Here is a 14,879-nt window from a genome sequence, read left to right as displayed (position 1 = left end):
CCCGACATCAAGGCGTTTTGTGACCGGCTGCGTGACAAAGGCAAAAAAACCAAGGTCGCCTTCGTCGCTGGCATGCGCAAACTGCTCATCCGGCTCAACGCCATGATGCGTGACGCTACGCGCTGGAGTCCGCCGAAATCATGATCGAATGAACCCCAAACACTTGACCTTCAATACAGTTGCTTTCTTTGCGGCGGCAAAGAAAGTAAGTGCCGCCCCGCACAGGGGCAACACTAATAGACCACTAACAAAACAAGAAAAGGCCAAAGAGCCAGATCAACAAAAAACCCGCCGAACAGGCAAAAAAACCACCACTACAAAACCGACACCTGATACCCAAACCGGCTAACAGTCTCAATCCTCACCTGAGGCACATCATCCAAAAGCTTCCGCCGTAACCTCGAAACAACCAGATTGACACTGGAAGGATCGACATCCTCCTTCTCGGGCCACGCATACCGGATCAATTGATCCCTCGCCACCGGCGCATTAATCTGCCTCAGCAAACATTCAAGCAGCAAAAACTCCCGCCGCGTCACGGCAACCCGCCGTCCGCCGCATACCAACTCGCGAGTAGCCGCATCCAAAGAAGGCCCCCCAAACGAAGGCAAAACAGAAGCAGAAGCAGCAGAACCAGCAGACGCCGTAGCAGAAAAAAAACCGGCGCCCCGCGCGCACCCGACCCGCTGCAATGCAGCCATCCTCTCGTGCATTTCAATAAACGAATAAGGCTGGCAAAAACACGCATCCGCGCCGGCCCGCAAAGTCCTGGTGCGATCCTGCGCCGTAGCAGCCCCCAGCACCGCAACAATCGCAGCGCCACTCCCGGCAGCAGCAAACTCCCCAATGAACCCCTGCAAGGAAGAATAAAATCCCACCTCAAGCACCATCAGAACAATCGCGTCGAACGGTTCCTGCGATGCAAGAAAAACCCCATCCCGCAGATCGTCGGCTCGCTGCAAACTATGAGCGCTCTCCTGCAGCGCCTTGAAAAGCCATGCCGCTTCCGGATGAGAAGGCCCAACGAACAGAATGCGCATTCACCACCCTGTCAGGATAAAGAAAACGCACAAGCTCATGCCAGCGTCCTCGACCAGCATTCGATGGAGATCCTCGCGCCTGGCTGCGCATTGCCGATCTTCATCGTGAAGTCATGCACCCGCATCACCGCCGAAACAATGCTTAAACCGAGCCCCGAGCCGGCCAGGTGCCGCGTACTCTCCCCGCGATAAAACCGCTGCAGGACCGCATCGCGCTCGTCCGCGGCAATCCCCGGCCCGTTATCGACAATATCCACCTGCGGCCCCGCTGAAGTCTGCCGAAGCTCCATACGTACCGCACCACCCTCCGGCGTGAACTTGATCGCGTTATCCATCAGATTGCTCAACGCTTCGAACAGCAACGCGCGATCGCCATGAATCGCGTCGACCGGTTGCGCATGCACGGACAACTGAATCAGGCGGCTCTCGGCGAGCGGCTCGTAGAGTTCACCCACTTCCTGCACCAGCGTCTCCAGTTGCACCTCGCCGAATCCACCGCGACGCTGCAGCGTGCCAATCTCGGAGATACGCAACATCGCGCGAAACCGGTCGAGCAAGGCATCGGTCTCCATTCGCGCACGTTCCACCAATTGCGATAGCGCAGGATCGTCAAGCGAGTCGGTATGCTCCGCCGCATGCGCGAGCAAGGTTCGCACATGCGCGAGCGGCGTGCGCAAATCGTGCGCGATACCGTCGCACGCGCCCTTCACTTCATTCATGAGACGCTCGACTTCCGCGAGCATATGGTTCACCAGATGCGCGAGCATATCTACTTCGTCGCGTCCGCCGATCGGCAGGCGTTGCGCAAGATCGCCCTGAGCAATACGCTGCGTGACGCGCCGGATCGCTTTCAGGCGGCGCATCTGCCGCACGCTCAGTGCGAGTCCACCCGCCACGCCTGCAAGCAGGCACACGATGCCGCCGCCCACCAGCGCGTTGATGATGGTCTCGCGAATCCGCAGAATGTGCGTCAGATCGCGGCCGATCACGAGCGTCGAGCCGTCCTTGCGCCGCTCGGCCATCGCGCGGACCACCGGCACCTGCTCGTTGCGTCCCTTCGCGAGCGCGAGATCGAGCGTCTTGCCGGTGCGGTTGGTGGGAAGCTGCGTCGGATACGAGAGAAGATCGCCGGCCAGCAGTTGGCCGTCGGCCGCGAACAGGCCGTAGTAATTCGTATGCATACGCTCGTGTTCGATACGCCGGTGAATCGCGTCCGCGAGGCCCGCATCAGGCACCGAATCGAAGTAGACCAGTTGCCAGTCCATCACGACATCGGTCTCGCGCTCCATATCGCCAGTCACGGCCCAGCCGATGTAGCCCAGCAACAGCATCACCGAAAGCGAAAAGATAACCGCGTAGACCGATAGCAGGCGAAAGGTGGTGGAATGCCAGCGCCGCCCGAGCGCAGATTGAGCCGGGAAGGTTGTGTCCATCAAAATGGTCTGCTCATGCGAGGATATAACCTGAGCCGCGCACGGTCTGGATCATCGGCGTCACGCCGGGTGGGTCGATTTTCTTGCGCAGGCGGCCCATGTGCACGTCGATCAGATTGGTGCCCGGGTCGAAGTGGTAGCCCCACACCGCCTCGAACAGCATGGTGCGCGTGATGGTCTGTCCGGCATGCCGCATCATGAATTCGAGCACACGATACTCTGTGGGCAGCAGGACGATCTCTTCGCCGTCGCGCTGCACCTTGCGGGAAATCAGATCGAGTTCGAGCGGACCGACCCGCAGATGCGTTTCGAGCGGCGTAGCCGGCATTTGACTGCGACGCAGCAAAACTTCGAGACGCGCGGTCATTTCCTCGGGGTCGAACGGCTTGGTCAGATAATCGTCGCCGCCAGCGCGCAGCCCGCGCACCCGTTCGTCCACATCGCCCAGCGCGCTTAGCATCAGCACCGGCGTTTGAATGCCGATACTGCGCATGGTGGTCAGGATCGTGAGACCATCCACGCCCGGCAGCATGCGGTCGAGCGTGATCACGTCGTACTCCTCGCTGATTGCGCGCGCCATGCCGTCGCGGCCGTTGGCCACCCAATCCACGGTGAAGCCGCGACTTTTCAGCTCCCCGACAATTTCATTCGCGGTAATTTCATCATCTTCGATCGTCAGTACTCGCGACATGATCATTGCATGCGCCGCCAGCTCAACCGATGCAAGCGGCGGGCGCGACTGGTTATCAGTAGGTAGACATGATGCCATATTCGGCTTGCGCGTTCAGAGTACGGGCGTGCGATTCGACGGGTGTCGCCGCTTTGCCCAGTGCCTGCCTGCAGGCTACGCGCGTGCGCATGGCGGATGAACATCCGCTTCATGAAGAAAAATTTAAGTTCGCCGCAAGGCGGCAGGAAACGGGCTGCAGAACGATAAAACATATTTCATTTTGCCGACGCTGCTTCGGTAGGCCGCCTCGACTAGCCTACTGCCATCCCGCTACTTTCTTTTGCGGTCCGACTCGAACCTTATCGTGATGGTATGAACATGAAGCTCGCAACCAGAACACTCGTCACTACCCTTCTGCTGATCGGCAGCGCGTCCGCAATGGCCGCGCCGGGTCTCACGCAGCAGCAATGCAACGACTACCCGTTCAAACAGCTCAAGACCGAAGTCACCCATAAGCAGTTGATGAACGAGCTCAGTGAACTGGAAGCAGTCGGCTACAGCCCGAGTGACGACGACGACGAATATCCGAGCGATCTGGACGAGGCGGAGCAAAAGCTGCAAGCCGAATATCGCGCGGACTGCATGCCGGTCGCGCACGCGTCCACAACCGCTACGCAAATGCCGGACGGTGCGGCGCCCGCAGCAGCGAATCAACCGGCTGGCTGAGCGCTGCGCTCGACGCTGATGACGGCGCGACGCCGAATCGCCGCACGGCCGCCGTCACGTCATCGGCCGTTGGTCAACTGACCGCTTTCGCTCGCCGCCCGCTGGGCGCGCCGCTCGTTACGCTTGCGGCGCAGCTCTGCGAGCCGCCGCCTGCTATAGGTTAGCGAGGCAACCGCATGAAACGCGACCGGCGCGAACACGAGGCCGAACAGCGTGGCCGCCAGCACCCCGCCAAATACCCCGGTGCCGATCGAGCGGCGGCTTTCGGCACCCGCCCCGCTCGACACCACGAGCGGCACGACGCCCAGCAGGAACGCCGCCGAGGTCATCACAATCGGCCGGAAGCGCGCCGCGGCCGCTTCGGTGACAGCACGCGTCAACGGCAGCCCCTGGCCATACAGGTCGCGCGCGAACTGCACGATCAGAATCGCGTTTTTCGCCGCGAGACCGATTACGGTAATCATGCCGACCTTGAAGTACACATCGTTCGGCATGCCACGCAGCAGCACGGCGGCAACCGCGCCGATCACGCCGAGCGGCACGACCATCAGCACGGCAAGCGGGATCGTCCAGCTTTCGTACAGCGCAGCCAGCGCCATGAACACGGCCAGCATCGACAAGCCGATCAGCAACGGGGTAAGCCGCGCCGCCGCGGTTTCTTCACGCGCCGCGTCGACCCAGTCGTACGAAACGCCGAGTGGCAGCGAAGCCGCGAGCCGCTCCATTTCCGCCATCGCCGCGCCCGAACTGTAGCCAGGCGCCGCGTGACCGCTCACGTCGAGCGAGGGATAGCCGTTGTAGCGGCTCAGCATCACAGGTCCAATGGACCAATGGCGCGACGCAATCGCTGACAGCGGCACCATGCCGCCCGTCGAGTTCGGCACGGAGAGCGCCATCAGATCGTCTTCGGTCATGCGGGTGGCGGCATCGGCGGAGATCATCACCCGGCGCATGCGGCCACCGGCAGGAAAGTCGTCGATATACGTCGAGCCGAAGGTGCTGCCCAGCACGTCGGAGATACGATCGAACGACACGCCGAGCGCGTACGCTTTCGCGCGGTCGATAATCAGCTCGACACGCGGCGCATCCGGCAAGTCCTCGGAATGCACCGATGCCAGCACGGGGCTCGCCTTTGCCTGCGCGAACAGTCGCTCGCGTGCGGCCTTCAACGCGTCCAGCCCGACTCCACCGCGATCTTCGAGCCGGAACACGAAGCCGTCCGAATGCCCCAGACCCGGCACGGAAGGCGGCAATTGCGCCTCAACGTCGCCGTCGAGAATCTTGTTGAACTTCTCGTTGAGGCGATCGCGCAACGCCATCGCATCGGTGTCGCGCTTGCCCCAGTCTTTCAGTTCGACGAAACCCATGGCCACGTTCTGGCCGCTGCCGGTAAAACTCCAGCCGATCACACTGGTGACGTGCGCAATCGCGGGCTCCATATGCAGGATGCCTTCCATCCGCTTGACCACGGCGAGCGTACGCGCCTGCGTGGCGCCGGCCGGCAATTGCACCATCACCTGCAATTGGCCCTGGTCTTCGCTCGGCAAAAAGCCGCCGGGCATTTGCCAGTACAGCACGCCGCATACGCCGACCAGCACGGCATAAATAACCAGCATCGGTCCGATACGGCGCAGCGTTCTCGCGGTCAGTCCACGATAACCGCTTGCGGCGCGATCGAAACCGGCGGTGAAACGGCTCGCCGCACGCGCCGCGAAACCGAGCGGGCCGCGGCGGGTATCGCGCTCACTCACCGGATGCTTGTGCGCTTTCAGCAGGTTCGCGCACAGCGCGGGCGTCAGCGACAAAGCCATGAAAGACGACACCAGCATCGAGGCGATCATCGACACAGCGAATTGCCGGTAAATACCGCCGACACCGCCTGGAAAGAATGCCATCGGCACAAACACGGCAGTCAGCACCGCGGTCACGCCGACGATCGCACCGCCGATTTGCGACATCGCCTTACGGGTCGCCTCGCGCGGCGGCAAGCCTTCTTCTTCCATCACGCGATGCACGCTCTCCACCACCACGATCGCATCGTCGACGAGGATGCCGATGGCAAGCACAAGGCCGAACATCGTGAACACGTTGATTGACAGCCCGCACACGTAAATCGCGAGAAACGCGCCCATCAGCGTGACCGGAATCACCACCGTCGGCACCAGCGTATAGCGCAGATCGCGCAGGAACAGCCACATCACGAAGAACACCAGCACCACCGCTTCCGCCAGCGTGACCAGCACTTCACGAATCGCGATCTGCACGAAATGGGCGTTGTCGAACGGGATTTCGACGGCCACGCCAGGCGGCAAGGTTTTCGAAAGTTCAGCCAGCCGCGCGCGGATCGCGTTGGACGTCTCGAGCGCATTGCCGCGCGGCCCGAGTTGAATACCCACGGTGGCCGCAGCCTTGCCGTTCAGGCGGGAATAGTACGAGTAATTGTCGCGCCCGAGTTCGACCCGCGCGACGTCCCGCAAGCGCACGGCCGAGCCGTCGGGCAATGCCTTGAGCACGATCTGTCCGAACTCGGCGGGCGAGATCAGTTGCCCCTTCACGCTCACCGAGGCGGTCAATTGCTGCCCCGGAACGAACGGCGCGTCGCCCAGCGTGCCTGCCGTTACCGTGGCATTCTGCGCGGCGATCGCGGCGTTGACTTCGGCGGCGCCGAGGCCGTATTCGCGCAGCTTCATCGGATCGAGCCAGATGCGCAGCGCTTCGTCGGCGTCCCACAACTCGGCCGCGCCCACACCCGGCGCGCGCTTCAATTCGCGCAAGACGTAGCGGCTCAGGTAATCGCTCAATTGCACGGAATCGCGCGAGCCGTCCGTCGATGTCAGCGCGACCAGCATCAGGAACGTATTGGCCGCCTTGAATACGCTAATGCCCTGCTGCACGACCTGCTGCGGCAAGCGCGGCTCGACCTGCTTGAGACGGTTCTGGATGTCGACCAGTGCGAGGTCCGGGTTGGTGCCCGGTGCAAAGGTCGCGTCGATCTCCAGATTGCCGAGATTGTCGCTGGTTGTTTGGTAGTACAGCATATTGTCGGCGCCATCGAGACTTTCCTCGATGATGCTGCCGACATTGGCATCGACCACCTCCGTCGCGGCGCCCGGATAGGTGGCGCTGATCACGATGCGCGGCGGCGCCAGACGCGGATACTGCGCCACCGGCAATTGCGGAATGGCGAGCGCGCCCGCTACCACAATAGCGAGCGCAACAATCCATGCGAAGACCGGGCGGTCGATGAAAAAAAATGGCACGCAATAGTCCGTTCAGATTGACTGGAGGCGCGGCGCGTCAACCAGGCGGGCCATATGCAGCACGTCGGCCAGTATGCCGTCGCGCATCGCAAAACCGCGCGAGCGGCCTTCTTCGACAAAACCGAACTTGCGATACAGCGCGATTGCCGGCGCGTTGTCGAGAAACACCGTGAGGTCGATGCGGCGCAAACCGAGCGATGCGTCCGCGCAATCGGTCAGCCCCTGCAGAAGCGCCGAGCCGACGCCGCGTCCATGATACGCGTCATGCACCGCCAATCCTAAGTGTGCGCAATGCGCGCGGCTGGGCCGCTGGAGCTCCAGACTTGCGTGGCCGACCATCTGCCCGCCAATCGTCGCGCACACGTTCACCCCGTCTTTGAGGCGCTGCTCGTACCATGTCTTGAGTTGCTCGGCGCTGCGGTAGCCAACCGACAACGTACCGCGCCGCACGCCAGGCAAGCTCATGATATCGGCGAACGCGTCCATATCGGACGATTCGAGTGCGCGAATCGTAATACGATTGTCGAACATGGCGCCGTGCTGCACCGTTTCTTCTTTCATAGTCCTATTCCGCTGCGACGCTGGCGGCTGCCGGCTCGATGTGGGCGGCCGGTGGCGCCGACATCCATGGCGGCGCCTCGCGCAGCCGCGCCATGAAATACCAGTCGATCAGTACGCCACGGCGCAACACCGCACCTCGCTGATGCGCTTCGATCTCGAAGCCGAACTTGCGATAGAGCGCGAGCGCCGCATGGTTGTCGGCGAAGACATGCAACTCGAGACGGCGCAGACCGAGCCAGTTGTCGGCCAGATCGAGTAGTTCGCCCATCAGCGCAGAGCCGATGCCACGCCGATGCCACGCGTCGTGGACACTAAGGCCGATCGACGCGGCATGCGCGCGGCGCCCCTTGAAAGGCGTGAGCTCCGCTGCACCTGCCAGGGTATCGCCAACCGTCGCCGCGATCGCGATCTCGGGGGGCGCGAGTTTTTCGAGGTATTCGCGCGTGCTCGCAAGCGTCTGAAACGGTACGTGCGGATTGCCGTTCGCCACGACCGGCGACTCCCACATGGCATGGAATTGTTCCGCGTCGGAAACGCGCAATGCGCGCAGCTTCAGACCCTCGGGTAAGCCCCCTGAACTGGATTTTGTTCTTATGTCTTGATTCATAGGCTCATAACGTCAATTCGAATGACCTCGCCAGGATGCCGGGCAATTGCATGCCGCCCGTAGCGCGCTCGCCCCACGTCGAATCGCTCAATAGCAATTGCGCCTGCGAGCCGAGTTCTTCGAGTTCGCTGCCGAGCAGGCGATACAAGCTGTCGTCGAAACGCATGGCATCCAGCGGCGCAACGATCTGCCCGTTCTCGACCCAGAAGGTCGCGAAACGCGTCATGCCAGTCAGGCGGCAATTCATCCGGTCGGAGAAATTCACGTACCACAGATTGCCAATGTAGAGACCTGTATCGAGTTTCTCCAGCACGTCTTCTTCCCGCAGATCGCCTGCTTGCATCGAGAGCGCGGCCGGCGACTCGCCCGCCAGCGCACCGTTCGGCGTCAAGCCGTACTCGCGCGCGCTGCGGGCATTGGTGAGGCGTTCGGCGCTGCGGCCGGCCTGGATCAGCGGGACGCTTTCGCGCAGATAGCCGTCGTCGTTGAAGCCGGGTGTAATGCCGAGATTCAGATCTTCGCTGATCGTGACGCGCGGGTCGACTACGATTTCTCCCACATGCAGCTTGTACAACTCGCTGCGCGAACTCGCCTGGGCCCGCGCGGAGAATCCGCTCCAAGCGGTCACGCCGAGCAGTTCGGCCAGCGCTTCAGGCGCCAGATATGAGCGATAACGCCCCGGCGCCAGGGTGCGCGGCGTGCGCGCGAGCACGGATAGACGCGCTGCGGCCTGTTCGACCTTGCGGGCGAAAACCGCGTCGCTCCAGTCATCGCCGGCGTAAGTCGTTTTGATCGCGCGACCGCTCGGGTCGTACAGCGACCAGCTGAAATTAAAGTTATCGACTTCGTACCAGCCGCGGCTGCCGCCCGTGGACGCAAAGCCCCGCACGATCGTGCCGCCCGCGTAAAAACCCACGAAATCCAGCCCTTGCGCGCATTCGGCCACCACGCGCAGCAAGCCAGCCGGCTCCGGCAGCTTGCCTGAACGTTGGGTGGTGCGCGCCCATTGCGTCGTGTCGATCAGCAGATGCGGATCATCCGCCGCACCACGCAGACCTTCGCGCAAGGTGGCGAGCGCCGCGCTCACATCGTCCAGATCCTGTTGCAGATCGCCGCAGATTGTCAGCGTCGAGTAGGCCTGGCGGGCGCCGTCGATCAGGCGCAAGGTCAGCTTGCCTTGCGACACGCTGCCGATCTGCCGAACCCGGCCCAGGTTGAAACGGATGAAGTCGGACTGCTCGCCGGCAAATGAACTCAGCGTGGTTTCCGAGCCCTGCTGGAGGCGCTCGATCGCGTCGGCCAGCGCGGTGAAATGCTGCTGCCAGTCGACCGATGCAGCGGCGCGCGAGGCAATGAACTGGCTCATCAGGCGCCTCCGAACACGTCGATGTTGCTGAACACGCACGCCGGCGACGCGTGGCCGACGCGAATGATCTGTGCCGGTTCGCCCTTGCCGCACATGGACGTGCCGTACACCTCGCGCGTCTGCGCATTGCCAACAGCGCTCAGGCTACGCCAGAAATTCGCCGAAATACCGCGGTAATTCGGCTGTTTGACGACCTGGGTGAGCTTGCCGTTTTCGATCAGCTGACCGAACTCGCAGCCGAACTGGAATTTGTTGCGATGGTCGTCGATCGACCAGGACGTGTTGGTGCGCATCAGAATACCGTGTTCGATGTTGCCGATCATCTGCGCGAGCGATTGCTCGCCGGGTTCGATGTTCAGATTCGCCATCCGGTCGATCGGCGGGCGGTTCCAGTTCGACGCACGCGAATTCGCTACGCCCGCCATACGCGCGCGCTGCTGCGAAAGCGCGCCGCCGAGCGGACGTTCGAGCACGCCGTCGCGGATCAGATACTGTTTTGTCGCCTCAGTGCCGTCGTCGTCGAAGGCGTATGCGGCGGCTTCCTCGCGCAAATCCGGATCGAAGGTCACGTTCAGCAGTTCCGAACCGTAGCGGTACGAGCCAAACATCTCCTTCTTGACGAAGCTCCAGCCGGCAAAATTGCGCTCGTCGCCGAGAATGCGATCGAGCTCGAGCGGATGGCCGATCGATTCGTGAATCTGCAACATCATCTGATCGGGCATCAGCAGCAAATCGCGCTTGCCCGACGGGCAATTCGGCGCCGCCAGCAATTGCAGCGCTTCATTGGCGACGCGCGCACCCGAGCCGTCGAAGCCGAAGCGCGCCAGCACTTCCATGCCGCCCTGCCCCAACGTGCCGTAGTTGCCGCCGAGCGTACGCACCTGCGTATCGCCGTCCGCGTGGGCGGCCACGCTCAATTGCGGCATCACGAACTGGAACCGCTGATCGATCCGCACGCCGTCGCTGGTGATGTAGAGCTGATCGGTATGCGTGATCTGCACGGCCGCGACACGCTCCACAATGCGCGCATCGAGATTCGCACCCGCGCATTCCACGCTGAGGCGCTCCAGCCACTCGGCGCGGCTCGGCAACGCATGCTGCGCATTCGGCGATACATAGTGGCCGCTCACGGCCGGGCGCGCCACCTCGCGATGGTCGATCAACGACAGAGCCGCGCTCGCCTCCGCGCGGGCCGTGGCGAGATCCAGCGCTTGCTGCAAACCGGCGGCGCTCAGATTCGCGGTGGCCGCATAGCCTGCCCCCGCGCCCACCCACGCGATCAGCATTGCGCCACGATCGCGCACTGTCCGCATGGGTTGCGCGATGTCGTTGCGAATTTCGTGGTCGTCGATCTGTTCATCGACAATGCGCAGCGACCAGAATGCCGCGCGGCTTACAAGCGATCGGGCGGCTTGCGCCCAACGTTCGTCAATCATTAGCAGTTCCCGTAGGAGTCTCGATTGCACCCGCCGGCGACACGATCAGCGACGACGCGAGCAACGACTGGGTGTAAGGATGCGACGGCGCGTGCAGCACATCAAGGGTGTCGCCCGCTTCAACGATGCGTCCCGACTTCATCACGATCACGCGATGCGCCATGGCTCGCATCACCGCCAGATCGTGCGTAATGAACAAATAGCTAAGCTTGTACTTTTTCTGCAGATTTGTCAGCAGATTCAGTACCTGTTTCTGGATGGATACATCGAGCGCACTGGTCGGTTCATCGAGCACCAGCAATTCCGGCTCGACCGCCAACGCGCGCGCAATCGCAATACGCTGGCGCTGACCGCCGGAAAACTCGTGCGGATAGCGCAGCATGGCGTCCGCGGGCATGCCCACTTCCTCCAGCAAACCGCCCACGCGGGCGCGCCGCGCCCTCGCGTCCATGTCGGGCTGATGCATGGTCAGGCCTTCGCTGACAATCTGCTCTACCGTCATGCGCGGCGACAACGAACCAAACGGGTCCTGAAACACGACCTGCATGCGCGAATACAGCGCGCGGCGCGAACGCGCGGTTTTCAGCGAGGCCAGCGGCAAACCGTCGATATGAATATGACCGGACGCCGGTCGCTGCAAGCCGAGTACGGTTGCCGCCAGCGTCGATTTACCCGATCCGGATTCGCCGACGATGCCGAGCGTCTCCCCGCGCCGCACGCTCAGGTCGACCTCGTGCACCGCCCGGAACGTGGAGCGCCCGAACAGCGAACGCCAACCCTTCGCGGACGTGCTGTAGTCGACCGCGAGTCCCTGCACCTCGAGCAAACGCCGCGCACCCGGCTCGACCGGCGCCACCGCGCGCTGCGGCACGCTGTCCAGCAGGCGCTGGGTGTACGGATGCTGTGGGTTGGAGAATAAGGCCTCAGTCGTATTGGTCTCGACCAGCACACCCTTTTCCATCACCGCGACGCGTTGCGCGAAGCGTTTCACCAGATTCAGGTCGTGTGTGATCAGCAACACGGCCATACCGCGCTCCGCTGCTTCCTGTTCCTGCAAGCCGATCAACAGGTCGACGATCTGCTGACGCACGGTGACGTCGAGCGCGGTGGTCGGTTCGTCGGCAAGCAGCAGGCGTGGCCGGCATGCCAGCGCCATCGCGATCATCGCGCGCTGCCGCTGGCCACCTGACAGTTGATGCGGAAAGCTGTCGATGCGCCGTTCCGGCTCAGGGATACCCGTGCGCCTGAGCAACTCGATACCGCGCTTGCGCGCCGCATTCGGCCGCAAGCCCTCATGCAGGCGCAAACTTTCAGCGATCTGCTTGCCGATCGTGAAGAGCGGATTGAGCGCTGTCATCGGTTCCTGAAACACCATGGCCACGTCGGCACCGCGCAGGCCACGCATCTGCTGCTCGGTTTTCTGCAACAGATCTTCGCCGTCAAGCAACATGCGGCCGCTTAGCTCCGCATGCTCGACGAGTCGCAAGATAGACAACGCGGTGACGCTCTTGCCGGAACCCGATTCGCCGACAAGCGCGACGCGCTCGCCCCTCGCGATCGACAGGCTGAGTTCGTTCACCGCAATCTTGTCGCCGAAGCGCACCGAGAAGCGGTCAATCTCGAGCAACGGCCGGTTGGCTTTGGCTTCGCTCATCGCGGACCTCCACCGAAGGCAGAACCGCGCTTGCGCGTGTCGAGCGCATTGCGCAGTGCGTCACCCATAAAGGTCAATAGCAGCAATGTAATCACCAGCGCGGCGAATGCCGAAATCGAAATCCACCAGGCGTCGAGATTGTTCTTGCCTTCCTGAAGCAATTCGCCCAGGCTCGGCGTGGGCGGCGGCACACCCAGCCCGAGGAAGTCGAGACTGGTCAGCGACAGGATCGCCGCGCTCATGCGAAACGGCAGAAACGTAATCACTGGGGTCAGGCTGTTCGGCAGTACATGGCGCCACATGATCTGCCAGTTCGAGAGGCCCATGGTGCGTGCCGCCTTCACATAGTCCAGCGAACGGTTGCGCAGAAACTCGGCGCGTACGTAATCGGACAGCACGAGCCAGCCGAACATCGACAGAAGAATAAAGAGCAGCCATAGCGTCGGCTCGAAGATCGACGCGAAGATGATCAGCAGATACAGGTCAGGCATCGAGCTCCAGATCTCGATCAGACGCTGACCGATCAGGTCGGTGCGTCCGCCATAAAAGCCCTGCACCGCGCCGGTCAATACGCCGATCAGGACGCCGGAAACCGTGAGCGCGAGCGCCATCAGCACCGAGAGCCGGAAACCATACAGCAGCCGTGCAAGCACATCACGGCCGTACTGATCCGTGCCGAGCCAGTTGCTCCGCGTGGGCGGCGCCGGATACGGATGGGCCGCGAAGTAGTCGATCGTGTCGTAGTGGAAATGATTTGGCGGATAGATCGCGAAGTTGCCGTTCGATTCGAGCCGCGAACGGATATACGGATCGAGGTAATTGGCACGGGCGGGAAAATCGCCGCCGAAGATCTTCTCCGAATAGTCCTTTACGATAGGGAAATAGTAGTGCCCGTCATAACGGACAATCAACGGACGATCGTTGGACAGCACCTCCCCCAGGAGACTGATAATGAACAGCGATACGAAGATCACGAGACTCCAGTAACCGAGCCGCTGCTGCTTGAAGCGCCACCATGTGCGCCGCCAGGGAGACGGCGACGCCACGTGCGCCGCGCCGGACAGATCAGCGGTCCAGGCGGTTGAATTGGATGCGGGGGTCGACGAGGACATAGCAGACGTCAGCAATGAGTTTGGTTACGAGAGCGATCAGCGTGAACAGGAACAGCGAGCCGAGCACGACCGGATAGTCACGGCGAATCACCGAGTCATACGAAAGTTGACCCATGCCGTCCAGCGAGAACAGGGTTTCGATCAACAGATTGCCGTTCAGGAAGGCCCCCACAAAGGCGGCCGGCAAGCCGGTCAGCAACGGAATCGCCGCATTGCGCAGCACGTGTTTCCACAGCACGTCGCGTTCCGGCGCACCCTTCGCGCGCGCGGTCAGAACGTATTGACGGCCAATTTCCTCGAGGAAGGTATTCTTGGTCAGGATCGTCACGATCGCGAAGTTGCCGACCACCGAAGCCGTGACCGGCAGCACGATGTGCCACAGATAATCGAGCAGCTTGCCGAAAGTACTGAGATCGTTGAAATTGTCCGAGGTCAGGCCGCGCATCGGAAACACCTGCCAGAAGGTGCCGCCGCCGAACAGCATCAGCAACAGCACGCCGAGCACGAAACCTGGAATCGCATAGCCGGCCAGCACCAGGACGCTGGTTACCGTATCGAAGCGCGAGCCGTTGCGCACTGCTTTCGCAATGCCTAAGGGCACCGATATCAGGTACGTGAGCATCACGGTCCATAAGCCGAGCGTGATCGACACCGGCAATTTCGATTTGATGACGTCCCAGACGCTATCGTGCTGATAATAGGACCGGCCGAGATCGAAACTCGCGTACCGCTTGAGCATCAGGACATAACGCTCGAGCGGCGGTTTGTCGAAGCCGAACTGCTTCTTGATCTGCTCGATCTGCTGCGGATCGACACCCTGGCTGCCGTGATAGCCGCCGCCCCCCGCCCCCGCCTCTCCGCCACGGCCAGTGCCGTGGCGGAGTTGCGTCATCACCTGTTCGACCGGCCCACCCGGCACGAACTGCGTGACGACAAAAGTGAGTGTGACCACGCCGAGCAAGGTCGGCACCATCAACAGCAATCGTCTGAGAATATAGGCAAGCATGGTGTTCC

Annotated in this window: 12 protein-coding genes; 1 reads left to right on the top strand and 11 read right to left on the bottom strand. The window is 62.1% G+C overall.

The annotated features are described in order from the left end of the window. Positions 1–314: 314 nt before the first annotated feature. The 3 genes from AC57B6_RS00610 to AC57B6_RS00600 are packed head-to-tail and all read right to left on the bottom strand — an operon-like array spanning position 315 to position 3,164. Entirely contained in the window at positions 315–1,040 is a 726-nt protein-coding gene (locus tag AC57B6_RS00610) for a winged helix-turn-helix transcriptional regulator (RefSeq protein WP_496420537.1), read from the bottom strand. A 35-nt stretch (positions 1,041–1,075) separates the two neighbouring features. Continuing rightward, positions 1,076–2,473 carry a HAMP domain-containing sensor histidine kinase gene (locus AC57B6_RS00605; protein WP_102857332.1) on the bottom strand — a complete coding sequence of 466 codons (1,398 nt, stop codon included), beginning with the start codon at positions 2,471–2,473 and terminating at the stop codon, positions 1,076–1,078. 13 nt (positions 2,474–2,486) lie between these two features. Then, a complete protein-coding gene (locus AC57B6_RS00600; protein ID WP_030103422.1) occupies positions 2,487–3,164 on the bottom strand; it encodes a response regulator transcription factor in 678 nt (225 codons plus the stop codon). A gap of 357 nt (positions 3,165–3,521) precedes the next feature. Here AC57B6_RS00600 and AC57B6_RS00595 point away from each other — a divergent pair, with 357 nt between their 5' ends. Then, positions 3,522–3,869 (top strand): DUF4148 domain-containing protein, encoded by a 348-nt coding sequence (locus AC57B6_RS00595; protein ID WP_046569844.1) that lies wholly within the window; start codon positions 3,522–3,524, stop codon positions 3,867–3,869. Positions 3,870–3,928: 59 nt separating this feature from the next. On the opposite strand, the gene AC57B6_RS00590 is transcribed toward AC57B6_RS00595, so the two are convergent. The 8 genes from AC57B6_RS00590 to AC57B6_RS00555 are packed head-to-tail and all read right to left on the bottom strand — an operon-like array spanning position 3,929 to position 14,871. Next, positions 3,929–7,129, bottom strand: coding sequence for a multidrug efflux RND transporter permease subunit (locus AC57B6_RS00590; RefSeq protein WP_496420536.1), 3,201 nt, complete (start codon positions 7,127–7,129; stop codon positions 3,929–3,931). Between the two features lie 12 nt (positions 7,130–7,141). Further along, positions 7,142–7,690 (bottom strand): GNAT family N-acetyltransferase, encoded by a 549-nt coding sequence (locus AC57B6_RS00585; protein ID WP_051743585.1) that lies wholly within the window; start codon positions 7,688–7,690, stop codon positions 7,142–7,144. A gap of 4 nt (positions 7,691–7,694) precedes the next feature. Beyond that, a complete protein-coding gene (locus AC57B6_RS00580) occupies positions 7,695–8,297 on the bottom strand; it encodes a GNAT family N-acetyltransferase (protein WP_030103418.1) in 603 nt (200 codons plus the stop codon). Positions 8,298–8,301: 4 nt separating this feature from the next. Further along, positions 8,302–9,663, bottom strand: a complete 1,362-nt coding sequence (locus tag AC57B6_RS00575; protein WP_496420535.1) for a TldD/PmbA family protein — start codon at positions 9,661–9,663, stop codon at positions 8,302–8,304. Further along, positions 9,663–11,099: a TldD/PmbA family protein gene (locus tag AC57B6_RS00570; RefSeq protein ID WP_496420534.1), complete on the bottom strand. Its 1,437-nt coding sequence runs from the start codon at positions 11,097–11,099 to the stop codon at positions 9,663–9,665. Before AC57B6_RS00570 ends, AC57B6_RS00575 begins: the two co-directional genes overlap by 1 nt. Further along, on the bottom strand, positions 11,092–12,753 hold the full coding sequence (locus AC57B6_RS00565) for an ABC transporter ATP-binding protein (protein WP_144192911.1): 1,662 nt from the start codon (positions 12,751–12,753) through the stop codon (positions 11,092–11,094). The genes AC57B6_RS00570 and AC57B6_RS00565 overlap by 8 nt, the downstream gene beginning before the upstream one ends. Next, on the bottom strand, positions 12,750–13,865 hold the full coding sequence (locus tag AC57B6_RS00560; RefSeq protein ID WP_046565998.1) for an ABC transporter permease: 1,116 nt from the start codon (positions 13,863–13,865) through the stop codon (positions 12,750–12,752). The genes AC57B6_RS00565 and AC57B6_RS00560 overlap by 4 nt, the downstream gene beginning before the upstream one ends. Next, a complete protein-coding gene (locus tag AC57B6_RS00555) occupies positions 13,819–14,871 on the bottom strand; it encodes a microcin C ABC transporter permease YejB (protein WP_144192912.1) in 1,053 nt (350 codons plus the stop codon). The genes AC57B6_RS00560 and AC57B6_RS00555 overlap by 47 nt, the downstream gene beginning before the upstream one ends. Positions 14,872–14,879: the final 8 nt, after the last annotated feature.

Source organism: Paraburkholderia sp. BGA-UO-ETr-F12, assembly GCF_059567945.1.
The sequence above is the reverse complement of the archived record's forward strand: the minus strand, read 5'-3'. Positions and strand labels throughout refer to the sequence as shown.